A 24,166-nucleotide genomic window follows, 5' to 3' on the forward strand; every position below is an offset into this window, starting at 1 on the left:
CGGGCGGGTTCAGACGCCGCAGCTCGGGGCCGACCAGCCGCCGGTCGCGCCGACGTGGGTGTGGTCGTTGTGGCCCGGGTAGCCGGGGCCGAGGATGTTGCCGAAGCCGTGGTAGCGGGCCTGCTGGGCGAGCCGGCAGAACGAGGGTGCTCCGACCAGGTCGACGCCGTCGCCGTAGAGGTGCCGACTGGCCGCGCTGCCGCCGACCGCGCTGTTGCAGGCGTAGCTGCGGAAGCCGCTGCTGATGTTGATGGAGACGTCCCCGAGGGCGTGCCGCAGGGCCTGGAGCTTCCACATCGAGACGAGCGCGTTGAACCTGGCGGTGCTCGCCGCCACCGCGCCGCCGGCCCAGGTGCTGTTGCAGCGGTTCAGTTCGGCGTAGGTGAAGTTGACCGGCGTGCAGTCGTCGTCCTGGAGCGCGTACAGCTTGCTGAAGGTCTGCGGGCCGGCGGCGCCGTCGGCGGTGAGCCCGTACGCCTGCTGGAAGCGGATCACGGCGGACCGGGTGGCCGGGCCGAACGAGCCGTCGAGGCCGAGCACCGAGTTGTAGCCGGGGTAGCCGGCGAGCCGGATCTGCAACTGCCGGACGTCCTCGCCAACGGCGCCGAGGGTGAGCGCCCGGCCCCAGGTGTAGCAGCCGTCGGCCTGGGCGGCGCCGGTCGTCACGGTCAGCCCCACCAGGGTGGTGGCGGCGGCGAGGGCACAGGCGGCGAGCGCCTTGCCGAGCCGACGGAGTGCGGTCTTCACGGGGGTTCTCCCATCGACGATCGTCAGGATCGGTAGGAATAGAAGTTTCATTGACGGGTATCGTTGCGTCAAGAAGTTCCAACCCCTGTTCGTCCCCGCCGAACCCGCATCCCCGGTCCGGCCGCCGGCGTGGCACCGGGACCGCGAGACTGGGGTGGCGCGGCCCGGGAACGTAGGATCGACGGCGTGACAGGGGCGGAACGGCACACGGACATCGGCACGACCGACGGGTTGGAGCGGCTCTGGACCCCGCACCGGATGACCTACGTCACCGGCGAGGACCGGCCCGACGGCGGGTACGAGAGGCCCACCGGCTGCCCCTTCTGCCGCGCCCCCGGCCTGCCGCCGGGGGAGAGCCTGGTGGTGGCCCGGGGCGGGCACGTCTTCGCCGTGCTCAACCTCTACCCCTACAACCCGGGGCACCTGCTGGTCTGCCCCTACCGGCACGTGGCCGACTACACCGACCTCGACCCCGCCGAGACCACCGAGCTGGCGGCGTTCACCCAGACCGCGATGCGGGTGGTGCGCAAGGTCAGCAACGCGCACGGGTTCAACCTGGGCATGAACCAGGGCGGCGTGGCCGGCGCCGGCATCGCCGCCCACCTGCACCAGCACGTGGTGCCGAGGTGGGGCGGCGACGCCAACTTCATGCCCGTGATCGCGCGGACGAAGGTGCTGCCGCAGTTGCTCACCGACACCCGGGACCTGCTCGCCCGCGCCTGGCCGAGCTGACCGTCGCCGGCCCGGCCCTGACCGTCGCCGGCCCGGCCCTGACCGTCGCCGGGCCGTCCCGCCGCGCCGGGCACCCCTACCGGCCGGTACCCCCCGCCCCCTCGGCCAGGTGCGCGGGAAGCACCTCGTAGCGGGCGAAGTGGCGGCGGAAGGTGCCGGCGCCGGCGGTCAGCGCGCGCAGCTCGACCGCGTAGCGCAGCAGCCCGGTGGCCGGCACCTCGGCACGGACCAGGGTGCGACCCTCGGCGTCCGGGTCGGGCCCGGTGCCCAGCACCCGGCCGCGCCGGCCGGACAGGTCGCCCAGCACCGCGCCGACCGTGTGGTCCGGCACCCGGACCTCCACCTCGTCCACCGGCTCCAGCAGGACCGGCCCGCCCCGCTCGGCGGCGTCCCGCAGCGCGAGCGCCCCGGCGGTGGCGAACGCCGCGTCGGAGGAGTCGACGCTGTGCGCCTTGCCGTCGACCAGGGTCACCCGCAGGTCCACCACCGGGTGCCCGGCGACCAGGCCGCGCTCCGCCTGCGCCCGCACGCCCTTCTCCACGGACGGGACGTAGTGGTGCGGGACGGCCCCGCCGACCACCCGGTCGACGAACTCGAAACCCGCCCCCCGGGGCAGCGGCTCCACCTCGATGTCGCAGACCGCGTACTGACCGTGGCCGCCGGACTGCTTGACGTGCCGGCCGTGCCCCTTCGCCGGGGTGGTCAGGGTCTCCCGCAGCGCCACCCGGACCGGCTCGGTGTCCAGCTCGGCCCCGCCGCCGCGCAGCCGGTCGAGCACCACGTCCGCGTGCGCCTCGCCCATGCACCACAGGACGAGCTGGTGGGTCTCCGGGTTGCGCTCCAGCCGCAGCGTCGGGTCCCCGGCGACCAGCCGGGCCAGGTTGCGGGCCAGGGTGTCCTCGTCGGCCCGGCTGCGCGCCACGACCGCCACCGGCAGCAGCGGCTCGGGCATCTCCCAGGGCGCGACCAGCAGCGGGTCCTCCTTGGCGGAGATCGTGTCGCCGGTCTCCGCGCTGCCCGACTTGGTGATCGCGCAGATGTCGCCGGCTACGCACGCCGGCACCTCCCGCAGGGCGGCCCCCAGCGGGCTGTAGACGTGCCCGACCCGCTCGTCGGCGTCGTGGTCGGGATGCCCGCGCCCGGCCATGCCGTGCCCGGCGACGTGGGCGGTCTGCTCGGGGCGCAGGGTGCCGGAGAAGACCCGGACCAGGGAGACCCGGCCGAGGTGCCGGTCCACCGTCGTGCGGACCACCTCGGCGACGAGCGGGCCGTCCGGGTCGCAGGCCATCGGCGGTCGGGGCGAGCCGTCCAGCCCGGTGACGGCGGGCAGCTCGTGCTCCAGCGGCGACGGGAACGCCGAGACGAGGCCGTCGAGCAGCACGTCCAGGCCCACCCCGGTCGCCGCGCAGACCGGCACCACCGGGTGGAAGTGCCCCCGGGCGACGGCCTTCTCCAGGTCGGCGACCAGGACCGCGGTGTCGATCTCCTCGCCGGCGAGGTAGCGGTCCATCAGGGACTCGTCCTCGCTCTCGGCGATGATCCCCTCGATCAGTTCGTTGCGGGACTCCGCGATGGCCGGCAGGTGCTCCGGGTCGGGCTCGCGCACCTGCGCCGGCAGCCCCCCGGTGTAGTCGAACACCCGGCGGGTGACCAGGCCGAGCAGCCCGGCCACGGACTCGCCGTCGTCGCCGAGCATCGTCAGGTGCAGCGGCAGCACGTTCTCGCCGAAGACCCGCTGGCACAGCGCCACGGCCTCGTCGAAGTCGGCCCGGGGGTGGTCCAGCCGGGTCACCGCCACCGCCCGGGGCATGCCGACGGCGGCGCACTCCTCCCAGAGCGCGGCCGTGGCGGCGTCCATCCCGTCGACGGCGGAGACCACGAACAGCGCGGCGTCGGCGGCCCGCAGCCCGGCGCGCAGCTCGCCGACGAAGTCGGCGTAGCCGGGGGTGTCCAGCAGGTTGATCTTCACGCCGTCGTGCACGAGCGGGGCGCAGGACAGGCTCACCGAGCGCTGCTGGCGCACCGCCGCCGGGTCGTGGTCGCAGACCGTGGTGCCGTCGGCGACCGTACCGGCCCGGCCGATCGTGCCGGTGGCCGCCAGCAGCGCCTCGACCAGGGTCGTCTTGCCCGCCCCGGAGTGCCCGACGAGCACCACGTTGCGGACCCCGCCGGGGTCGGTCGCCGCCGGCGCGCCGCCGGCGCCCCTGTCCTGACTCTTCTGTGCGGTGTTCCTCTGCGCCATGTCGGGCGCACCTCCCTCAGCCGGTGGTGGGTGGTGACCGCCGCGCGCGACGGGGAAGCGGCCCGGTGACGGGTTCCGCGGCGACATCCTCCGGTGATCTGCCGTGCGGCGGGCACGGGACGGCTCCGAGGGTGACCTGGCTCACCCCCACGCTCGATCTCACACCCGTCGCGGAGCCGGCACAAGACTTGCCCCGGCGGGTCGGCCACCGGGGCGTACCGCTTCCGGGGCCGACGGTTATCGTGGGACCGCCATGGCGAAGATCTTCCAAGTGTCGGCCCGGGCGGGTATGACCCGCGTCGTCGAGCCGATCGCGCGCGGCCTGCTCCGCGCCGGTGTGTCCCCCAACGCGGTCACGGTGACCGGCACCCTCGGGGTGCTCGTCGGTGCCCTCGGCTTCGGTGCCCGGGGCCACCTGGTGGCCGGCGCCCTCATCGTGACGGTCTTCGCCCTCACGGACCTGCTCGACGGGACGATGGCCCGGATGAGCGGCGGCTCCACCCGGTTCGGGGCGTTCCTCGACTCGAGCATGGACCGGGTGGCCGACAGCGCCGTCTTCGGGGCGGTGGCGTTCTGGCTCGCCACCGAGGGCGACCGCGCCGGGGTCGCCGCCGCGCTGATCTGCCTGGCCGCCGGCGGCCTGGTCTCCTACGTCAAGGCCCGCGCCGAGGGGCTCGGGATGACCTGCAACGTGGGCGTCGCCGAGCGCACCGAGCGGCTGCTCATCGTCGGTGTCGGCGGCCTGCTCACCGGCTTCGGCGTCCCGTACGCCCTCCAGGTCGCGCTCTGGCTGCTGGCCGCCGTCTCGATCTTCACGGTCGGGCAGCGGATGGCCCACGTGTACCGGCAGGCCCGCGAGCCGGCCCCGGGCGGGACGCCCGGGTGAACCTCACCGAGCTGGGCTACGTCGCCGGCTGGCGCCTGGCCCGCGCGCTGCCCCGGCCCGTGGTGGCCGCGGCCTTCCGGGCGGGCGCCGACCGCGCGCACCGCTCCGGCGGCCCGGGTACGGCCCGACTGCGCGCCAACCTGCGGCGGGTGGTTGGCCCCGAGCTGCCCGAGGCCGAGCTGGACGACCTGGTCCGGCGCGGCCTGCGCTCCTACGCCCGGTACTGGATGGAGGCGTTCCGACTGCCGGCGCTGAGCCGGGCGCAGATCCTCTCCGGGTTCCGGCTCGCCCCCGCCGGCGTCGAGCGCCTCGCCGCCGACGTCGCCGCCGGCCGGGGCGCGGTGGTGGCGCTGCCGCACGCAGGCAACTGGGACGCCGCCGGCGCCTGGGTCGCGGCCACCGGCTGGCCGATCACCACGGTCGCCGAGCGGCTCAAGCCCGAGGGCGTCTACCAGCGCTTCCTCGCCTTCCGGCGGGGCCTGGGCATGGAGATCCTGCCCACCCACGGCGGCGAGCGGCCCCCGTTCGACGTGCTGGTCGACCGGCTGCGGGCCGGCGCGGTGGTGCCGCTGCTGGCCGACCGGGACCTCTCCGCCCGGGGCATCGAGGTCGACTTCTTCGGCGCGCGCACCCGGATGCCCGCCGGGCCCGCGCTGCTGGCGATCCGCACGCAGGCCCCGCTCTACGTCGCCTCGATGTGGTACGAGGCGGACGCCGCCTGCGCCTCGATCACCGACCCGCTGCCCCTGCCCGACCCCGACAGCGGCCCCCTGGACGAGCGGGTACGGGTGCTGACCCAGCGGATTGCCGACGGTCTGGCGGCGGGCATCGCCCGGCATCCGCAAGACTGGCACATGTTGCAGCGGATGTGGCTGGACCAGCGGGGCACCGGCGACGACGGGTCCGGGCCCGTCCCCGCCCCGCCGGCCGCCACCGGAACGGTCTGAGGCGGAGGGGCGCTGGAATGCGGATCGGCATCGTGTGCCCGTACTCCTTCGACGTCCCCGGCGGGGTCCAGAACCACGTGATGGACCTGGCTGAGGCGTTGATCGGGCTCGGGCACGAGGTGAGCGTCCTCGCGCCCGCCGACGAGGAGGCCCCGCTGCCGTCGTACGTGGTGTCGGCGGGGCGGGCCGTGCCGCTGCCGTACAACGGGTCGGTGGCCCGCATCGCGTTCGGCCCGGTCTCCACCGCCCGGGTGCGGCGCTGGCTCACCCGGGGCGACTTCGACGTGCTGCACGTGCACGAGCCGCTGACGATGAGCGTGTCGATGCTCGCGGTGCTCTCCGCGAAGGGCCCGGTGGTGGCCACCTTCCACACCGCGATGACCCGCTCCCGGGTGCTCGCCGCCGCGCAGGGCGTGCTCCAGATCGTGCTGGAGCGGATCACCGCCCGGATCGCGGTCAGCGCGCTGGCGCGCAAGGTGCAGGTCGAGCACATGGACGGCGGCGCGGTGGAGATCCCCAACGGGGTCACCGTGGCCAAGTTCAGCCACGCGGCGCCCCTGCCCGGCTGGCCGGGGGAGTGCGGCCCCGGGCGGGGCGGCACGCTCGGCTTCCTCGGCCGGTTCACCGAGCCCCGCAAGGGCTTCCCCATCCTGCGGGACGCCTTCGTCGAGCTGGCCGCCGCCCGCCCCGGGCTGCGGCTGCTGGTCGCCGGGCCGGGCGAGCCGGACGACCTGCTCGGCCGGTTCCCCGCCGCGCTGCGCGACCGGGTCACCTTCCTCGGCCTTGTCTCCGAGGCCGACAAGGCGCGGATGCTGCGCAGCGTCGACCTCTACGTGGCCCCGAACACCGGCGGGGAGTCCTTCGGGATGATCCTCACGGAGGCCCTCGCGGCCGGCGCCACGGTCGTGGCCAGCGACCTCGACGCGTTCCGCCGGGTGCTCGACGGCGGCCGGGCCGGGCTGCTCTTCCCCACTGGGGACGCGGCGGCGCTGGGGTCGGCCCTGACCGACCTGCTCGACGACCCGGCCCGCCGGGCGGAGCTGACCGCCTGCGGGGAGCAGGTGGTGGCGCACTTCGACTGGCCGGTGGTCGCCCGCCGGGTCCTGGAGGTGTACGCGGCGGCGATCGAGGCCACCGACGGGCGGGTCATCGACCAGGAGTGGGTGGAGCTGGGCTGACCGGGCAGGCCGGTGGGACGCGGGTGCCGGGGCGGTCACGCCCGGCACCGGAGGCGAACGGAGCAGCACTACGATGCCGGGCATGTGGTGGTGGGTGGGCGCGATCCTGGTCGTCGGGCTGGTCGCGGCGTACCTGAGCTGGACCGCCGGCCGGGTCGAGCGGCTGCGCGTGCGCGCGGAGTCGGCGGCCCGCGCCCTCGACGCGCACCTGCTGCGCCGCGCGGCGGCCGCCGCGGTGCTGGCCGAGCGGCGGTACGGCGTCGAGCTGTACGCGGCGGCCCGGATCGCCCTCGACGCCGAGCCGGAGGAGCGGGAGGCCGCGGAGAACGACCTCACCCGGCAGCTCCGGGCGGTGCGGCTGGACCCGGCCGACCCGGACTGCGAGGCGGTGATCGCCGCGAGCCGGCGGCTCGCGCTGGCCCGGCAGGTGCACACCGACCTGGTCCGCGACGCCCGCACGGCGCGCGGCCGGCCGCTGGTGCGGCTGTTGCGCATGGGACGCCGCCACCCCTGGCCGCGCTACTTCGACATCGACGACCCGACCCTCGCGCTCCCCGCCGACGTGCCGGCCTGACCGCTCGTCGGGCCCCCGTCCGCGGGTGATGACGGCCACAGAGCAGGCCACCCGGGGTCTGATTGGCTGTCGGAGGCGCGTTGGACCCCGTCGTAGCATCACGTCAGCCACCCCCCAGCACACCGAGGAGCGATGACCCGTGTCCGAAACCACCTCCCCGAACGCCAGCGTCAGCCCCGTCGTCGGCACCGCCCGCGTGAAGCGGGGCATGGCCGAGATGCTCAAGGGCGGCGTGATCATGGACGTCGTCACCCCTGAGCAGGCCAAGATCGCCGAGGATGCCGGAGCCGTCGCGGTGATGGCCCTGGAGCGGGTGCCCGCCGACATCCGCGCCCAGGGCGGCGTGTCCCGGATGAGTGACCCCGACATGATCGACGGCATCATCGAGGCCGTCTCGATCCCGGTGATGGCCAAGGCCCGCATCGGCCACTTCGTCGAGGCCCAGGTCCTCCAGTCGCTCGGCGTGGACTACGTCGACGAGTCCGAGGTGCTGACCCCGGCCGACTACGCCAACCACATCGACAAGTGGGCGTTCACCGTCCCCTTCGTGTGCGGGGCGACCAACCTGGGCGAGGCGCTGCGCCGGATCACCGAGGGCGCGGCCATGATCCGCTCCAAGGGCGAGGCCGGCACCGGCGACGTCTCCAACGCCACCATGCACATGCGCAAGATCCGCCAGGAGATCGCCCGGCTCGCCTCGCTGCCGGCCGACGAGCTGTACGTCGCGGCCAAGGAGCTCCAGGCCCCGTACGAGCTGGTCAAGGAGGTCGCCGAGAACGGCAAGCTCCCGGTGGTGCTGTTCACCGCCGGCGGCATCGCCACCCCCGCCGACGCCGCGATGATGATGCAGCTCGGCGCGGAGGGCGTCTTCGTCGGCTCGGGCATCTTCAAGTCCGGCAACCCGGCCCAGCGGGCCGCCGCCATCGTGAAGGCCACCACCTTCCACGACGACCCGGACGTGCTGGCCAAGGTCTCCCGGGGCCTGGGCGAGGCGATGGTCGGCATCAACGTCGACGAGATCCCCCAGCCCCACCGCCTGGCCGAGCGCGGCTGGTGACGGTAAGGAAGGGCACCTTGTTAACGGTTTCTGTATAGGAAGGGCCCCTTCCTAACACACCTCGGCAGGAGAGGAGCGGCCATGGCGGCACCCGTGATCGGCGTGCTCGCGCTCCAGGGCGACGTCCGGGAACACGTCGCGGCCCTGGCCGGCGCCGGGGCGGATGCGCGCCCGGTGCGCCGGCCGGCCGAGCTGGACGCGGTCGACGGCCTCGTCGTCCCCGGCGGCGAGTCCACCACCATCAGCAAGCTCGTGGACATCTTCGAGATGCGCGAGCCGATCGACAAGCGGATCGCCGGCGGCATGCCTGTCTACGGCTCCTGCGCCGGCATGATCATGCTGGCCACCGAGGTGCTCGACGGCCGCCCCGACCAGCGCGGCTTCGCCGGCATCGAGATGACCGTCCGGCGCAACGCGTTCGGCCGGCAGGTCGACTCCTTCGAGGCGCCGGTGGAGATCGCCGGCGTCGAGGGCGACCCCTTCCACGCGGTGTTCATCCGGGCCCCGTGGGTCGAGCGGGTCGGCGCGGGAGTCGACGTCCTCGGCGAGGTGACCGAGGGGCCCGCCGCCGGACGGGTCGTCGCGGTCCGCCAGGGCAACCTGCTGGCCACCTCGTTCCACCCGGAGCTGACCGGCGACCTGCGCCTGCACCGCTACTTCGTGGACCTGGTCCGCGCCGCGTCGTGACCCGGCGGCCCCGCGCCCGGGGCCGCCGGTCGATCGGCTCCCGCCCGGCGGCGAGCGGTCGGTCGGCGCCCGCCGGGCGACGGTCGGCGGTCCGCTGTCGCCCGATAGCGGCCGGTCGGCCGGTCCGCCGCCGCCTGTGACGGGCGGTCGGGCCGCCGGCGCCCGCCCGCGACGGGCCGCCGGGCGTCGGCGCGCGGGCCTGCGGGGCGGGTCACCGACCCGGTCCGCGGTGGCGGGTGTGACGCCGACCCATGCCGTCTCGGTAGGATTGCCGCGGTTCGGCAGGGCCCCGCGCCCGCCGCGGCCCTCCACGCGGAGCCGGCCGACCTCGTCGCCGGCGCGGGGGTGGAGTTGGCGCGGACAGTCGACGCAGGCGTGATCAACAGACGGAGGTAGCAGATGTCCGGCCACTCAAAGTGGGCGACCACCAAGCACAAGAAGGCCGTGATCGACGCCAAGCGCGGCAAGATGTTCGCCAAGCTGATCAAGAACGTCGAGGTCGCGGCCCGCACCGGCGGCGGCGACCCGGCCGGCAACCCGACCCTCTACGACGCCATCCAGAAGGCGAAGAAGAACTCCGTACCGAACGACAACATCGACCGGGCGGTCAAGCGCGGCTCCGGCCTGGAGGCCGGCGGCGCCGACTACCAGACGATCATGTACGAGGGGTACGGCCCGAACGGCGTCGCGCTGCTCATCGAGTGCCTGACCGACAACCGCAACCGCGCCGCGACCGAGGTACGCACCGCGCTGACCCGTAACGGCGGCTCGTTCGCCGACGCCGGCTCGGTGTCGTACATGTTCTCCCGCAAGGGCGTGGTGATCGTCCCCAAGGCCGACACCACCGAGGACGACGTGATGATGGCCGTCCTCGACGCCGGCGCGGAGGAGGTCAACGACCTCGGCGAGGCGTACGAGGTGGTCTCCGAGCCGGGCGACCTCGTGCCCGTGCGCACCGCCCTGCAGGACGCCGGCATCGAGTACGAGTCGGCCGAGTCCTCCCTGATCCCCAGCGTGAACGTGCCGCTGGACGAGGAGGGGGCGCGCAAGATCTTCAAGCTGATCGACGTCCTGGAGGACTGCGACGACGTGCAGAACGTCTTCGCGAACTTCGACATCTCCGACGAGGTCATGGCCGCGGTGGGCTGAGCGGTGACGGCCGGGCGACGGTTCGCGCCGGGCGACGTGGTCGTCCGGCGTGAGATCCTGCGCGGCGAGGTCTGGTTCGCCGTGCCGACCGTCTGCGTCGCCGACTCGCCCGACCTGCTCGCCCTCTACCTGCCCGCCGGCGCCGAGTTCGGCTTTCCCGAGCGGGGGGCCTTCCCCTGCGGTCGGCACCCCTGGCAGGTGGCCGGGCGGCGGGAGTGGCGGGGGCACGGCAAGCTGATGCTGCACCGCCCCGGCGAGGCGCACTCGGTCGACGTGTTCTGGGCCGGCCCCCCGGGGCGGGAGTTCGCCGGCTGGTACTTCAACCTCCAGGACCCGCCGCGTCGTACCCCGATCGGGGTGGACACCCTCGACCACGAGCTGGACCTGTGGTGGGCGGCGGGCGCCGAGCGGTACGAGTTCAAGGACGTCGAGCTGCTCGACCAGCGCCTCGCCGAGGGGCGCTACCCGGGGATGGGGGAGGCCATCCGCGCGGAGGGCGACCGGATCGCCGCCCTCCTCGACGCGGGGGAGCGCTGGTGGGACCCGGCGTGGGCGCGGTGGCGGCCGGACCCGGCCTGGCCGGTGCCCCGGCTGCCGGCCGGCTGGGACACCGTGCCCTGCTGAGCGACGTCCCGCGACCCGGCGGGGCGGGCGGCCCCGCCGGGAAGGGGCCTCAGCGGGCGGCGCGGCGGGCCTTGACCGCGCTGTCGACGATGTCCCAGACCGCGATGACGACGGTCGCCACGGCGACGATGCGGGTCACGTCGTCCACCCCGCCCTCGCGCAGCCAGGCGAACCGCTCGACCAGCTCCGGGTTGAGCAGCCGGTCGGTGGAGAGCAGCCAGAGCACCGGCGCCGCGAACGCCAGGTTGAGCAGCGCGTTGACCGCGACCAGCGGCCAGGTCCACCGGCGGGCGCGGTACTTCGCGACCTCCAGGCCGACGGTGGCGAGCAGCACCACGATCAGCGCCGGCAGCCAGAAGCTCCACAGCGCCGGGTCGAGCACCGGCAGCCAGGAGCCGTCGCCGGCGGTCCAGCCCCGGAAGTGCTGCCCGACGAGGAGCCCGACGGTGCCGAGCAGGAACGCCACCGAGGCCCAACTGTCCGGCTGGCTGATCTGGCGGTCGCCGGTCTCCTCGGGCAGTCGGTCGACCGTCCACTCGGGCAGGCCCAGTGACACGTCGGTGCGCTCCAGCACGGCGAAGCACAGGGTGACCCAGAACGCGATCTGCACCGCGGTCTGGATGGCGACGGAGACCCCGACGCCGATGGCCCCGCCCGGCTCGCCGCCGACCGTGGCTTTCGCGACGCCGGCGACCACACCCGCGACCGCCGGAATGTAGGTGACCAGCAGCCGCAGCACCCGCCACCAGATGAGGAAGTAGCGCGGGCCGATGAGTTGCAGGGTGCGGTCGCTGTAGCGGGCGGCGAGCCGCTCCGGGTCGCCCAGCTCGTTGAGCACCTCGCGCTCGGCGCTCTCGGCGTCCTGGCCGGCGGCGGTGCGGCCGTCGACCATGTCGGCGATGGAGGCCCGCAGCTCGTCGGCGATCTCCTGCCGGCGCGGGGGCGGCACCGGCCGCAGGGTGGCGGCGACGTAGCGGTCGGTCAGGGAACTCATCGGTTGACTCCTTCGATCAGGCCGGCGAGGGATCGCTGTACGGCGGCGAGGTCGGCCAGGAGCAGGCGCAGCACCGACTCCCCCTCGTCACTGGTTCGGTAGAACTTCCGGGGCCGGCTCTCCTCGGTGTTCCATTCGCTGGTCAGCAGGCCCTGCTCCTCAAGCCGGCGCAGCAGGGGGTAGAGCGTGTTGGCGTCCACCGGGAAGCCGTGGTCGGTGAGCCGCTGGAGCAGGGCGTAGCCGTAGTCGGGGTGGCGCAGCGCCACCAGGCTCGCCACCACCACCGTGCCGCGCCGCAGCTCCTGCAGGTGGATTCGGAGTACGTCGTCGCTGGCCATGCCGACACAATACTGTGTGGCGCACACCTTTGTCACGTCGTACATCATTGTTCGAGGTGGGGGCGCTCGCGGAAGGGGCGGCCCGGCCCGTCGCGCGGGCCGGGCCGCCCCGGCGGCGGGTCCGGGCTCAGCAGGGCCGGCCCTCCCGGAAGGCGCGCTCGACGACGGACGCCAGCCCGATCTGGAAGTAGCCGACGCCCGGCCGGATGGGGTGCCCGGTGAAGAGCTCCACCCGGGAGCCCACCCGCACCAGGTACGCCGAGGCGGTCCCCGCGTCGTTGCCGACCAGCTCGCCCCGGGGGCCGTAGATCTCCTCCAGCCTGGCGAAGCTCATGCCCACCGAGGCGCCGGCGGGCGAGCGGGGCGGCGCGGTGGCGGTGCCGATCCCCACGAGCCGACCGGCGCGGAAGGTCAGGATGAGCTTCCCCGCCCAGGCCCCGGTGACGCCGGCGACGACCCCGCCGTCGCACTCGGGCGCCGTCCAGTCGATGAGCCCGGCCGCCGACAGACGCGCGAAGCGGGCACCGATGCGGAACGGCCCGGCGCCGCGCACGCTCATGAGCCGAACCTGGTCGCGCCCGTCGGCGACCGGTAGACCGGGGCCGTCCGACGTCGACGAGCCGGTGACGACGCCGGTCCGGGCGGCGGCGGCCGGGGCCGCGGCGACCAGGGTGATCGGCAGGAGTGCGGTCACGGCCAGGACGGCCGTGACGAGGGGGTACGAGAGACGGTGCACGGGGATCTCCTCCTCCGGTTTCGGGTTCCTGTCCTGTTCGTCTCCCGCCCACCGGCACCGGTTCGTCAGGTTTCCGAACTTCTTCGAGCGGGTCGGCCGGGGCGACGCGGGCGCCGTCCCGGCCGCACCGTCTACGGTCGAGACTCGGCGGCGACCGGCGGGGGTGACACGGGTGACTCCGGAGCGGATCGGGCCCTACCGGATCGAGCGGCTGCTCGGCGTGGGATCGTTCGCGACGGTCTGGCTGGGGCACGACCCGGTGCTCGACTCCCGGGTGGCGATCAAGGTGCTGGCCGAGAACTGGCACCACGACCTGCGGGTCCGGGAGCGGTTCCTCGACGAGGCGCGGCTGCTGCGGCGGCTCGACCACGAGCGGCTGGTCCGGGTGCACGCCGTGGGCGAGCTGGCCGACGGCCGGCCGTACGCGGTCATGGCCTGGGCGGACGGCGGCAGCCTGCGGGACCGGCTGGCGGACGGCCCCGTCCCCGCCCCGGCCGCCCTGGACCTGCTCGCCGAGATCGCCGCCGGGGTCGCCGTCCTGCACCGCCACGACGTGGTGCACCGTGACCTGACCCCCGGCAACGTCCTGTTCCGGTCCGCCGCCGACGGCGAGCGGGTGCTGATCGCCGACCTCGGGCTGGCCAAGGCGCTCGCGGCGGCCTCGGGCCTCACCGTGCGGGCCGGCACCCCCGGCTACATGGCGCCGGAGCAGGACGATCCCGCCTCGGTCGTCGACGCCCGCGCCGACGTCTACGGGCTGGGCCGGCTCGGGCTCCGGCTGCTCGGCGCGGAGGGCGGGCACCCCGGCGCTCCGGTCCGGCTGCGGGCGGGCGTACCGCCGGGGGTCGCGGTGGTGCTGCGCAGGGCGGTGGCGACCCGCCCGGCCGAGCGGTACCCGGACGCCTCGGCCTTCCGGGCGGCGCTGCGCCGCGCCGCCGAGCCGGGCGCGCCGGCCGGGCGAGCGCCGCGCCGTGCCCGCCGCCGCCCGGCGCGGCGGCTCGCGGTCGCCGCGCTGGCGGTCGTGGCGCTCGCCGGGGCCGGCGCGACGGCCGGGGACGCCGCGACCGCCGACCGGGACCCCGGCACCTGGCGCAGCGGCCCGGTCACGGTGGCGCTGCCGGCCGGCTGGCGGGCCACCGGCACCGGCTGGGCCGGCCGGTACGGCCCCGACGGCCGCCTCGAACCCGCCCTGGTGATCTCCCCGGACCCCGAGCGCTGGGCGGTGGACCCCACCGTGCCGGGCGCCTTCGTGGGGCTCTCCGCGACGGCCGCCGCGCGCGACACCCCGGCCAGTTTCGTCGCCGGTCGCCCGCACGCCGACTGCGTGGCGGCCCCGGTGCGGCGCACCCGGCAGGCGGGGGTCGACTGGGTGGTGGCCGGGTACGCCTGCGCCCGGGGGCGGCCCGTGGTGGTCGAGGCGGCGGGGCGGGGGCCCGGCGACGCGGGCCTGCTCTACGTGCAGATCACCCCGCCGGAGGGCGCCGGGGCGGACTTCGTTGACGCGCTGCTGGCCGGGGTCCGGGTGCGCTAGCCGGCTACCCCCGCACCACCACCGTCACCGGGTAGGTGGTGCCCTCCTGCGGGATCAGCACGGTCACCGTGCCGGGACGGACGAACCGGATGTCCACCACCCCCGCCTCGTAGCTGCGGGAGACCAGGTCCTCCCGGTCCACGGTCACCTCGCCCGGCCCGATGCCCCGGATCCGCAGCACCGCGCCCGTGGCGAAGCAGAGCGCAGGGACCAGCGCCAGCTCGGTCTCGGCGAGCACCAGCTCGTACCGGACCGCCCCCTGGCACGCGGTGGGCAGCCCGCTCGGCGACGGGGCGGCCGGGGGCGTGCGGGTGGTCCGGGCCGGCGCGGCCTGGACGGGCGGGGGCCGCCGGGACGTCGGGGGCGCGGCCGGCGGCGTCGGCGGGAGCCGCGTGGCCGGTGGCGTGGACCCGGCCGACGCCGGCGGGCGGCCCGGCGCGGCGCTCACCGCCGCGCTCGCCGGCTGGACGGGCAGCGGCGAGACGAGCCGGTCGCCGCCGCACCCCGCGACCGCGACGGCGACGGCGAGGCCGACGGCCAGGGCGAGCCGGTGGAGCGGCCGGGCGGGTCGGCGGGTGTGGCCGGCGGCGGTGCGGAGCGGCAGCGCGTCCGCCGGCGGTCGCCCCGGCTCAGCCCGGCTCACCGGACAGCCGCCGCCGGACCTGCCGGCGGGCCTCGTGGAGCCGGGACTTGACGGTTCCCTCCGGCAGGTCGAGCAGGGCGGCGATCTCGCCGTAGCCCAGCCCGAGGAGGTCCCGCAGGGCCACCACCTCGGCCTGGTCCGGGCGGACCGCGTCGAGGGCCTCCAACAGGTCGAGCCGGGTGCCGGCGACCACGCTCGTGCGGCGCGGGTCGGCCCGGTCCGGCAGCGGCGCGCCGGCCGCCTCGACCAGCGCGCGCCGCCGCAGCGCCCGGTACGTCGAGCGCGCCCGGTTGGCGCTCAGCCGGTACAGCCAGGTGTGGAACGACGAGCGGCCCTCGAAGCGGGTGATTCCCCGGGCCAGCGCGAGGAGGGCGTCCTGGCACGCCTCCTCGGCGTCCTGCCGGTCGGGCAGCAGCCGGGCGCACAGGCGCAGCACCTCCGGGCGGACGGCCACGAGCAGGGCGTGCAGCGCGGCCCCGTCGCCCCGGGCGGCCGACCGCGCCAGGTCCTCGATACCGTCCGCGAGGGGCATCTGGTCGTCCAATGCTCGCCGGGTGCCGTCCGACCACCGTACGACCCCGCGCCCCGGCCGGGAAGGCCGAGTCGGGCAGCCGACGCGGCGGCGTCGCGGCGGGCCGCCGGGAGATCCGCGCCACCCCGGGCGCCCGCCCCCGCGCGGCTGCTGGAGGTGCCGATGCGGCCGGCGATAGGGTGAGCCGACCGAGTTCACCAACCCATGATCCTGACCGGGGGGCGCCACGCATGGGCGATTCGTTCGCGCATCTGCACGTGCACACGGAGTACTCGATGCTCGACGGCGCGGCCCGGCTCAAGGACCTCTTCGCCGAGGTGGACCGGCTGGGCATGCCGGCGGTGGCGATGACCGACCACGGCAACATGCACGGCGCGAACGACTTCTACAGGCAGGCCACGGCCGCCGGGGTGAAGCCGATCCTCGGCATCGAGGCGTACGTGGCGCCGGAGTCGCGCTTCCACAAGCAGCGGGTGCGGTGGGGCCGGCCGGAGCAGAAGAGCGACGACGTCTCCGGCAGCGGCGGCTACACCCACATGACGATCTGGGCGGCCAACAAGAACGGCCTGCACAACCTGTTCAAGCTCACCAGCCGGGCGTACACGGAGGGCTTCTTCGTCAAGTGGCCCCGGATGGACGCCGAGACCATCGCCGAGCACTCCGACGGGCTGATGGCGACCACCGGCTGCCCGTCCGGCGAGGTGCAGACCCGGCTGCGGCTGGGGCAGTTCGACGAGGCGCTCAAGGCCGCCGCCCGGTACCAGGACATCTTCGGCAAGGAGAACTACTTCCTGGAGATCATGGACCACGGCATCTCCATCGAGCACAAGGTCCGCAAGGAGCTGCTGGAGATCGGCCGGAAGCTGGACATCCCGCCGGTGGTCACCAACGACTCGCACTACACGCACGAGGCGCAGGCCGAGGCGCACGACGTGCTGCTCTGCGTGCAGACCGCCGCGAACGTCGCCGACCCCAACCGGTTCCGCTTCGACGGCAACGGCTACTTCATCAAGTCCGCCGACCAGATGCGCGCGGTGGACAACTCCGACGCCTGGCTGGAGGGCTGCCGCAACACGCTGCTGGTGGCCGAGAAGGTCGACCCGACGGGGATGTTCGAGTTCCACAACCTGATGCCCCGGTTCCCGATCCCGGAGGGGGAGACCGAGGAGACCTGGTTCCGCAAGGAGACGTTCAAGGGGCTCGCGCGCCGCTTCCCCGGCGGCATCCCCGAGGGCCACGTCGTGCAGGCCGAGTACGAGCTGGGCGTCATCATCCAGATGGGCTTCCCGTCGTACTTCCTCGTGGTCGCCGACTTCATCCAGTGGGCGAAGAGCCAGGGCATCGCCGTGGGCCCGGGCCGTGGCTCGGCCGCCGGCTCCCTCGTCGCGTACGCCCTGGGCATCACCGACCTGGACCCGATCCAGCACGGGCTGATCTTCGAGCGGTTCCTCAACCCCGAGCGCGTCTCCATGCCGGATGTCGACATCGACTTCGACGAGCGTCGGCGCGGCGAGGTGATCAAGTACGTCACCGACAAGTGGGGCGAGGACAAGGTCGCCCAGATCGCCACCTTCGGTACGATCAAGGCGAAGGCCGCGATCAAGGACTCGGCCCGGGTGCTGGGCTACCCGTACGCGGTCGGCGACCGGATCACCAAGGCGATGCCGCCGGCGGTGATGGGCAAGGACATCCCGCTCACCGGCATCTTCGACCCGAAGCACCCGCGCTACGCCGAGGCCGGCGAGATCCGCGGCCTCTACGAGTCCGACCCGGACGTGCGCAAGGTGATCGACACCGCGAAGGGCATCGAGGGGCTGATCCGGCAGACCGGCGTGCACGCCGCCGGCGTCATCATGTCCGCCGAGCCGATCATCGAGCACATCCCGCTCATGCGCCGGGACTCGGACGGGGTGATCATCACCCAGTTCGACTACCCGACGTGCGAGTCGCTCGGGCTGCTGAAGATGGACTTCCTCGGCCTGCGCAACCTGACGATCATCGACGACGCGGTGAAGAACATCCAGCTCAACCACGGCAAGGAGCTGGACCTGCTGGGTCTCGACCTGGACGACAAGGCCGCCTACGAGCTGCTGGCCCGGGGCGACACCCTGGGCGTGTTCCAGCTCGACGGCGGGCCGATGCGCTCGCTGCTGCGGCTGATGAAGCCGGACAACTTCGAGGACATCTCCGCCGTCCTCGCGCTCTACCGGCCCGGCCCGATGGGCGTGGACTCGCACACCAACTACGCGCTGCGCAAGAACGGCCTCCAGGAGATCACCCCGATCCACCCGGAGCTGGAGGAGCCGCTGCGGGAGATCCTGGCCCCCACCCACGGCCTGATCGTCTACCAGGAGCAGGTGCAGCGCGCCGCGCAGATCCTCGCCGGCTACACCCTCGGCCAGGCCGACCTGCTGCGCCGGGCGATGGGCAAGAAGAAGAAGGAGATCCTCGACAAGGAGTTCGTCCCGTTCCGGGACGGCTGCCGCGAGCGCGGCTACTCCGACGAGGCCATCCAGGCGGTGTGGGACGTCCTGGTCCCGTTCGCCGGATACGCCTTCAACAAGGCGCACTCCGCCGCGTACGGCCTGGTCTCCTACTGGACGGCGTACCTCAAGGCGCACTACCCGGCCGAGTACATGGCGGCGCTGCTCACCTCCGTCGGCGACGACAAGGACAAGATGGCGCTCTACCTGTCGGAGTGCCGGCGGATGGGCATCCAGGTCCTCCCGCCTGACGTGAACACCTCCGCCGGGCCGTTCACCCCGGTCGGCAAGGACATCCGCTTCGGCCTCGCGGCCATCCGCAACGTCGGCGCGAACGTGGTCGCCGCGATCATGCGCTGCCGCCAGGAGAAGGGCGACTACGCCGACTTCTACGACTTCCTGTCCAAGGTCGACGCGGTGGTCTGCAACAAGAAGACCATCGAATCGCTGATCAAGGCCGGCGCGTTCGACGTGATGAAGCACCCGCGCAAGGGCCTGCTCGCCGTGCACGCCGACGCCATCGACGCGTACGCCGACGTCAAGCGCAAGGAGGCCGTCGGCCAGTACGACCTATTCGGCGCCGGCTTCGGCGACGCGGAGGCCGCCACCGGCAGCACCACGGTCATGCCGACCATCGGCGAGGCCGAGTGGGACAAGCGGGACAAGCTCGCCTTCGAGCGCGAGATGCTCGGCCTCTACGTCTCCGACCACCCGCTGTTCGGCCTGGAGCACGTGCTCGGGGCGGCGGCCGACTGCACCATCGCCGCGCTCTCCGAGGAGGGCACGGTCCCCGACGGGGCGGTGGTCACCCTCGCCGGCATCCTCTCCGGGGTGCAGCGCCGGGTCACCAAGCAGGGCCGGGCCTGGGCCTCGGCCACCCTAGAGGACCTGGCCGGCGGCGTGGAGACGCTGTTCTTCCCCAACACCTACGAGGTGATCGGCCAGTACATCGCCGAGGACGCGATCGTGGTCGTCAAGGGGCGGGTGGACCGCCGCGACGACACCCCGCGCATCATGGCGATGGACATGCAGATGCCCGACATCAGCAGCAACCCGGGCAGCAAGCCGGTCACCCTCACCATTCCGGTGCACCGCTGCACGCCCCCGCTGGTGGAACGCCTCAAGGAGACCCTGGTGCTGCACCCCGGTGACACGGAGGTGCACGTCAAGCTGCTCAACGGCGGCAAGACGACCACGCTGCGGCTCGGGCCGTTCCGGGTCGCCGCCACCACCGCGCTGATGGGCGACCTGAAGAGCGTCCTCGGTCCGGCCAACGTGAGCTGACCGGTCCCGCCCAGGGGCGACAGCCCGGGGGGTCGGGCAACATGACGGCCATGACTGCGACCTCGCCCGCAGACGCTCCGGGCCTGCGGGTCCGCGACCTGGTCCCCACCTACCTCGGGTACGCCCGCGCCGCCGCCTGCGCGCCCCCGGACCGATGGCCCGAGCTGTGGCGGTCCCACTACCTCGGTCGGCACCCGGACGTCTTCGCCGCCGCCCTGGACCAGGCGGGGGAGTGGTCCGACGGCGACGGCCTTCCGGCCGCCCTCGCCCGGCTGGCCGGGGCCGGGGCGGAGCTGTCGCACCGGGCCGCACTGCTGGCGGCGGAGCTGCCCGACGCGGTGCGGGCGGTCGCCGACGCGCTGCGGTGGCCCGGCGACGACGACCCGATCGAGTGCGTGACCCTCGTGGGCCTGCACCGTGCCAACGGCTGGGCCGACCGGCTCGACGGCCGGTACGCCCTCTTCCTCGCCGTCGAGCAACTCGCCGACCCCGCCGAGGCCCGGCTCCTGGTGCGGCACGAGGCCGCGCACGTCGTGCACGACCGGCTGGCGGCCATCCGGGACTGGCCGGAGCACGGGGTCGCCGGCATGCTGCTCGCCGAAGGGCTGGCGACCGAGGTCGGCGCCGAAGTCGATCCGGGCCTGCCGGACGAGGCGTACCTGTGGTTTCAGCGGCCCGGGTCGTCCCTGTGGCTCGACGAGTGTCGACGGCGCTGGGCGGAGATCCTCGATCGGATCATCGCCGACCTGGACGCCACCACCCTCGACCGGTACGCCCCGTACTTCCTCACGCGTGACGCGCCCGGTGGCGATCTGCCGAAGCGCTGCGGCTACCTGGTCGGGCTGCGGGTGGTCCGCGAACTACGACGGCGCCATCCGCTCCCGGACATCGCCCGCTGGGACCTGGACCGGGCCGTGCCCGAGATCCGCCGTGCGCTCGGGGTGCTCGCCGCCGCGCACTGAGTGCGCCCGCGAGGGCCACTGTCGGTGAGTTGGCGCTGTGCCGCCGATGCCGGGCGCACTAGCGTCGCCGGCATGGAACTGGAGCAGGCACGGAAGCTGTGGCAGCCCGAGCCCGGCTGGCTGAACACCGCCAGCTTCGGGCTGCCGCCTGAGCCCGCGTGGTCGGCGTTGCAGGAGGCGCTGGCCGACTGGCGCGTGGGGCGTACCTCCTGGGAGAGCTGGGGCCTCTCGACCGACCGGGCCCGGGCCGCCTTCGCCGGCCTGGTCGGCGTGCCCGCCGCCGACGTCGCGGTCGGCAGCACCGTCTCCCAGGTGCTCGCCCCGGTCGCGGCGGCCCTGCCGGCCGGCGCGACGGTGGTGGCCCCGGAGATCGAGTTCACCGCCAACCTCTTCCCCTGGCTGGTGCAGGCCGAGCGGGGCGTGCGGGTGCGCACGGTCCCGGCGGCCGAGCTGGTCGACGCGATCGACGCCGGCACCGACCTGGTGGCGTTCAGCCTCGTGCAGTCCGCCGACGGCACGATCACCGACTACGAGCGCGTCGTGGCCGCCGCCCGCGCCCACGACGCCCTGGTGGCGGTGGACGCCACCCAGGCGTGCGGCTGGCTGCCGTTCGACGCGGGCCTGGCCGACGTGGTCGTGGTCGGCGGGTACAAGTGGCTGATGGGCCCGCGCGGCACCGCGTACGCCTACCTGGCCCCCGAGTTGCGCGAGCGGCTGCGCCCGGACGCCGCCGGCTGGTACGCGGCCGAGGATCCGCAAGCGTCCTTCTACGGCCCGCCGCTGCGGCTGGCCGCCGACGCCCGCCGGTTCGACATCTCCCCGATCTGGTTCAGTTGGGTCGGCGCCGCACCCGCCCTCGAACTGCTCGCCGCGATCGGCCTGCCGGCGGTGCGCGAGCACGACGTGGCACTGGCCAACCGCTTCCTCGCCGGGCTGGGCCAACCGCCCGGCGACAGTGCGATCGTCACCGTGGACGTGCCCGGCGCGCAGGAGCGGCTGGAGCGCGCCGGGGTTCGGGCGGCCGTGCGCGCCGGCCGGGTCCGGGCGTCCTTCCACGTCTACTCCACGCAGGACGACGTCGACCTCGCCCTGGACGCGCTCACCGGCTGAACCGGGCGGGGCGCGCCCCGCCCGGCGGTCACTTGGTGCCGGTGACGATCCCCGGGTTGATGCAGAGGCCGGGGTTGCTGCCGTTGCGCTCGGCGATCTCCAGACACCGCGACACCTTGTCGACCTTCGCGTTCGTCTCGGTGATCTGCTTCTGGATGGCGGCGTTCTTCCGGTCCTGCTCCAGGTTGCGGGTCTGGGCGAGCTTGTCCTGGAACGCCTTGATGTTGCCCTCGGTCTTGTCGTCGTGGTTGACCCGCGTGATCGTGACCGACAGGATGTCGACGTCGCTGGAGAGGCGGGTCTCCGCGCTGGTCTTGATGCTCTCCGCGAAGGGCTTCAGGTCCACGTTCAGGTTGCCCGTGTTGGCGTCGATCCGCTCCAGCGGGTTGTACGCGGCGAAGGCGTCGTTGACGGCGCTGTCGAGCTGGACGCCGACCCGCTGGCCCCGGAAGCTGTCGAAGTCGCCCTTGTAGTCCATGAACTGCTTCGGCGCGTTCTCCGGCTTGACCTGCCACTCCACGAGCACCTCGACGCAGGCGTCGGCGAGCGTGCCGGTGCGGACCCGGACGCAGTGCTCGCCGCCGATGTGGTCGTACTTCTGCCGGCCGGCGTCCCACTCGCCGACCTTCTGCCAGGGGGCGACCCACTTCAGGCCGGAGCCGGTGACCGTGCCCGTCGGCTTGCCGAAGCTGGTGACGATCCCGACCGAGCGGATCGGCACGGAGTGGGCGCTGGAGCCGGCGGCGAACACCGTCGCGCCGACGAGGCAGCCGAGCGCCACCAGGGCGGCGGTCCGCTTCGTCGCCCTGCCCGGCGCGGCGAGGGCGAGCAGGCCGGCGATCACCAGGCCGACGGCGAGGACGATCGCGACAGTGAAGCCGAAGGGCATTCGCTCGGCTCCTTTCGAGGGGGCGAGCCACCACCTTAGGTCCCCCCGACAAGGCGGGCCCCACCTGCACTGGCCTGCGGTGATCGAGGGGTTCGCGTCACGCGGGGACGCGAACCCCTCGATCACCCCCGGAGAGGGCGTGGCGGTGACGCGGGACACATGGATACGGGGCGGTTCCGTATCGTAAATGCCTCGCGTAGGCTCACCCCGATTACGAGTATGGCTCGGTTCGTATTGCGGGGCGGGCGCATCGGGGGAGGGGCGGCCATGCAGGCTCACGAGAACACCGGACACCCGAGGAGGTGGGCGATCCTCGGGGTGCTGGTGATCAGCCTCCTCGTCGTCGTCCTCGACAACACGATCCTCAACGTCGCTCTGCGGACCCTCGCCGACCCGGTGCACGGTCTCGGCGCCACCCAGGGCGAGCTGGAATGGTCCATCAACTCCTACACGCTCGTCTTCGCCGGCCTGCTGTTCACCTTCGGCGTGCTCGGCGACCGCATCGGGCGCAGGCGGTTCCTGGCGGGCGGCCTGCTGTTCTTCGGCCTCGCCTCGCTGCTCTCCGCGTACGCGCAGAGCCCGGCCCAGCTCATCGGGGCCCGCGCGCTGATGGGCCTGGGCGGCGCGGCGATCATGCCGGTGACCCTGTCGATCATCTCCAACGTCTTCGACCCCCGGGAACGCGGCCGGGCGATCGGCATCTGGGCCGGCGCGGTCGGGCTCGCCGTGGCGATCGGCCCGATCCTCGGCGGCGCGCTGCTGGAGCACTTCTGGTGGGGCTCGGTATTCCTGATCAACGTCCCGGTCGTCGCGCTCGGCGTGGTCCTGGTCTCCCTGCTGGTCCCCGAGTCGCGCGACCCCGACCCGGGCCGGATCGACGTGCCCGGCGTACTGCTGTCGGTGGTGGGCCTGGTCGCGCTGACCTACGGCATCATCGACGGTGGCGAGCACGGCTTCGATCGGCCGCTGGTCTGGGCGTCGATCGCCGGCGGCCTGGCCGTGCTGGCCTGGTTCGTGGTGCTGGAGCTGCGCAGCGACCACCCGTCCCTGGACGTCCGGCTGTTCCGGCTGCCCCGGTTCGCCGCGCCGGTGGCGCTGGTCGGGCTGGTCTTCTTCGCCGCGATGGGCGTGATGTTCTTCAGCTCGTTCTACCTGCAACTGGTCCGCGGTTACAGCCCGCTGGAGACCGGCCTGCTCTTCCTGCCCTTCGCCGCCGCCCAGCTCGTCTTCGCCCCGCGCAGTGCGGCGATGGTCCGCAGGTACGGGGGCCGGGCGGTCGCGGTCGTCGGCCTGACGCTGACCATGGTGTCCCTGGGGGCGTTCGTGTTCATCGACGCGGGCACGCCGATTTGGACGGTCCTGGTGTTCTTCTTCCTCCAGGGCGCGGGGATGGCGAACATCATGCCGCCGGCCACCGAGTCGATCATGTCGGCGCTGCCGAGGCAGAAGGCGGGGGTCGGCTCGGCGGTCAGCAACACGATCCGCCAGATCTCCGGGGCGCTCGGCGTGGCCGTGCTCGGCTCGGTCCTGTCCGCGCTGTACCGCCAGGACGTCACCCCGGCCCTGCGGGACCTGCCCGCGGCGGCGCACGAGGCGGCCGCCGAGTCGATTTCCGGGGCGTACGCCGCGGCCGGCCAGCTCGGCCCGGCCGGGCCGGCGCTGGTCGCGTCAGCCAACCACGCCTTCGTCTCGGCGATGCACTGGGCGGCGGCCCTGTCGGCGGCGGTCGCCGCGCTCGGCATCCTGGTCGCGCTGCGCTGGATGCCCGGCCGTGACCAGGGGCAGCCGCCGGCCGCGACGCCGGTGGCCGGGAAACCCGAGTTGGCCGGAACCGCATAGGT

General features: G+C 74.0%; 22 protein-coding genes. 14 read left to right on the forward strand and 8 right to left on the reverse strand.

The window, feature by feature from the left end; all coding sequences use genetic code 11:
* Positions 1 to 9: 9 nt before the first annotated feature.
* The gene (locus LPU43_RS02355) at positions 10 to 747 is read right to left on the reverse strand and encodes a D-Ala-D-Ala carboxypeptidase family metallohydrolase (protein WP_229398349.1); all 738 of its coding nucleotides are present in this window, start codon (positions 745 to 747) and stop codon (positions 10 to 12) included.
* A gap of 186 nt (positions 748 to 933) precedes the next feature.
* Here LPU43_RS02355 and LPU43_RS02360 point away from each other — a divergent pair, with 186 nt between their 5' ends.
* Positions 934 to 1,479, forward strand: a complete 546-nt coding sequence (locus LPU43_RS02360; RefSeq protein ID WP_229398351.1) for an HIT family protein — start codon at positions 934 to 936, stop codon at positions 1,477 to 1,479.
* A gap of 76 nt (positions 1,480 to 1,555) precedes the next feature.
* Here the strand turns inward: LPU43_RS02360 and LPU43_RS02365 are convergent, their stop codons facing one another.
* Positions 1,556 to 3,721: an elongation factor G-like protein EF-G2 gene (locus tag LPU43_RS02365; RefSeq protein ID WP_229398353.1), complete on the reverse strand. Its 2,166-nt coding sequence runs from the start codon at positions 3,719 to 3,721 to the stop codon at positions 1,556 to 1,558.
* A gap of 253 nt (positions 3,722 to 3,974) precedes the next feature.
* Between LPU43_RS02365 and pgsA the strand changes: the two genes are divergently transcribed.
* The 8 genes from pgsA (at position 3,975) to LPU43_RS02405 (ending at position 10,823) form a co-directional block, all read left to right on the forward strand.
* On the forward strand, positions 3,975 to 4,607 hold the full coding sequence (pgsA, locus tag LPU43_RS02370; protein WP_229398355.1) for a phosphatidylinositol phosphate synthase: 633 nt from the start codon (positions 3,975 to 3,977) through the stop codon (positions 4,605 to 4,607).
* Positions 4,604 to 5,554: a phosphatidylinositol mannoside acyltransferase gene (locus tag LPU43_RS02375; protein ID WP_229398356.1), complete on the forward strand. Its 951-nt coding sequence runs from the start codon at positions 4,604 to 4,606 to the stop codon at positions 5,552 to 5,554. The genes pgsA and LPU43_RS02375 overlap by 4 nt, the downstream gene beginning before the upstream one ends.
* Before the next feature lie 17 nt (positions 5,555 to 5,571).
* Positions 5,572 to 6,732, forward strand: a complete 1,161-nt coding sequence (locus tag LPU43_RS02380; protein ID WP_229398358.1) for a glycosyltransferase family 4 protein — start codon at positions 5,572 to 5,574, stop codon at positions 6,730 to 6,732.
* Positions 6,733 to 6,805: 73 nt separating this feature from the next.
* A complete protein-coding gene (locus tag LPU43_RS02385; RefSeq protein ID WP_229398360.1) occupies positions 6,806 to 7,306 on the forward strand; it encodes a hypothetical protein in 501 nt (166 codons plus the stop codon).
* A 139-nt stretch (positions 7,307 to 7,445) separates the two neighbouring features.
* Positions 7,446 to 8,363, forward strand: coding sequence for a pyridoxal 5'-phosphate synthase lyase subunit PdxS (pdxS, locus tag LPU43_RS02390; protein ID WP_255684264.1), 918 nt, complete (start codon positions 7,446 to 7,448; stop codon positions 8,361 to 8,363).
* 81 nt (positions 8,364 to 8,444) lie between these two features.
* A complete protein-coding gene (gene pdxT, locus LPU43_RS02395; RefSeq protein WP_229398362.1) occupies positions 8,445 to 9,050 on the forward strand; it encodes a pyridoxal 5'-phosphate synthase glutaminase subunit PdxT in 606 nt (201 codons plus the stop codon).
* A gap of 399 nt (positions 9,051 to 9,449) precedes the next feature.
* Positions 9,450 to 10,199 (forward strand): YebC/PmpR family DNA-binding transcriptional regulator, encoded by a 750-nt coding sequence (locus LPU43_RS02400; RefSeq protein WP_229398364.1) that lies wholly within the window; start codon positions 9,450 to 9,452, stop codon positions 10,197 to 10,199.
* A gap of 3 nt (positions 10,200 to 10,202) precedes the next feature.
* On the forward strand, positions 10,203 to 10,823 hold the full coding sequence (locus LPU43_RS02405; RefSeq protein ID WP_229398365.1) for a ribonuclease FAU-1 family protein: 621 nt from the start codon (positions 10,203 to 10,205) through the stop codon (positions 10,821 to 10,823).
* A 49-nt stretch (positions 10,824 to 10,872) separates the two neighbouring features.
* Here the strand turns inward: LPU43_RS02405 and LPU43_RS02410 are convergent, their stop codons facing one another.
* The 3 genes from LPU43_RS02410 to LPU43_RS02420 form a co-directional block, all read right to left on the reverse strand.
* Entirely contained in the window at positions 10,873 to 11,817 is a 945-nt protein-coding gene (locus tag LPU43_RS02410; RefSeq protein ID WP_229398367.1) for a permease prefix domain 1-containing protein, read from the reverse strand.
* Positions 11,814 to 12,155: a PadR family transcriptional regulator gene (locus tag LPU43_RS02415; RefSeq protein ID WP_229398369.1), complete on the reverse strand. Its 342-nt coding sequence runs from the start codon at positions 12,153 to 12,155 to the stop codon at positions 11,814 to 11,816. Before LPU43_RS02415 ends, LPU43_RS02410 begins: the two co-directional genes overlap by 4 nt.
* 127 nt (positions 12,156 to 12,282) lie before the next feature.
* Entirely contained in the window at positions 12,283 to 12,891 is a 609-nt protein-coding gene (locus tag LPU43_RS02420; protein ID WP_229398371.1) for a hypothetical protein, read from the reverse strand.
* Between the two features lie 172 nt (positions 12,892 to 13,063).
* Here LPU43_RS02420 and LPU43_RS02425 point away from each other — a divergent pair, with 172 nt between their 5' ends.
* Positions 13,064 to 14,422, forward strand: a complete 1,359-nt coding sequence (locus LPU43_RS02425; protein ID WP_229398373.1) for a serine/threonine-protein kinase — start codon at positions 13,064 to 13,066, stop codon at positions 14,420 to 14,422.
* Between the two features lie 4 nt (positions 14,423 to 14,426).
* Here LPU43_RS02425 and LPU43_RS02430 read toward each other — a convergent pair whose 3' ends face one another.
* Both LPU43_RS02430 and LPU43_RS02435 read right to left on the reverse strand, forming a co-directional pair.
* Positions 14,427 to 15,065, reverse strand: a complete 639-nt coding sequence (locus LPU43_RS02430) for a hypothetical protein (RefSeq protein ID WP_229398375.1) — start codon at positions 15,063 to 15,065, stop codon at positions 14,427 to 14,429.
* Positions 15,052 to 15,597 carry an RNA polymerase sigma factor gene (locus LPU43_RS02435; RefSeq protein WP_229398377.1) on the reverse strand — a complete coding sequence of 182 codons (546 nt, stop codon included), beginning with the start codon at positions 15,595 to 15,597 and terminating at the stop codon, positions 15,052 to 15,054. The genes LPU43_RS02430 and LPU43_RS02435 overlap by 14 nt, the downstream gene beginning before the upstream one ends.
* A gap of 230 nt (positions 15,598 to 15,827) precedes the next feature.
* Here LPU43_RS02435 and dnaE point away from each other — a divergent pair, with 230 nt between their 5' ends.
* The 3 genes from dnaE to LPU43_RS02450 all read left to right on the forward strand — a co-directional run bounded on the left by dnaE (position 15,828) and on the right by LPU43_RS02450 (position 21,436).
* Positions 15,828 to 19,364, forward strand: a complete 3,537-nt coding sequence (dnaE, locus tag LPU43_RS02440; protein ID WP_229398379.1) for a DNA polymerase III subunit alpha — start codon at positions 15,828 to 15,830, stop codon at positions 19,362 to 19,364.
* Positions 19,365 to 19,414: 50 nt separating this feature from the next.
* Positions 19,415 to 20,326 (forward strand): DUF2268 domain-containing putative Zn-dependent protease, encoded by a 912-nt coding sequence (locus LPU43_RS02445; RefSeq protein ID WP_229398381.1) that lies wholly within the window; start codon positions 19,415 to 19,417, stop codon positions 20,324 to 20,326.
* Positions 20,327 to 20,398: 72 nt separating this feature from the next.
* Positions 20,399 to 21,436, forward strand: a complete 1,038-nt coding sequence (locus tag LPU43_RS02450) for an aminotransferase class V-fold PLP-dependent enzyme (RefSeq protein ID WP_229398383.1) — start codon at positions 20,399 to 20,401, stop codon at positions 21,434 to 21,436.
* 28 nt (positions 21,437 to 21,464) lie between these two features.
* Here LPU43_RS02450 and LPU43_RS02455 read toward each other — a convergent pair whose 3' ends face one another.
* Positions 21,465 to 22,325, reverse strand: a complete 861-nt coding sequence (locus LPU43_RS02455) for an SPFH domain-containing protein (protein WP_229398385.1) — start codon at positions 22,323 to 22,325, stop codon at positions 21,465 to 21,467.
* 267 nt (positions 22,326 to 22,592) lie between these two features.
* Here LPU43_RS02455 and LPU43_RS02460 point away from each other — a divergent pair, with 267 nt between their 5' ends.
* Positions 22,593 to 24,164, forward strand: a complete 1,572-nt coding sequence (locus tag LPU43_RS02460; RefSeq protein WP_229398387.1) for an MFS transporter — start codon at positions 22,593 to 22,595, stop codon at positions 24,162 to 24,164.
* Positions 24,165 to 24,166: the final 2 nt, after the last annotated feature.

Source organism: Micromonospora okii, assembly GCF_020884795.1.
Lineage (GTDB): Bacteria > Actinomycetota > Actinomycetes > Mycobacteriales > Micromonosporaceae > Micromonospora > Micromonospora okii.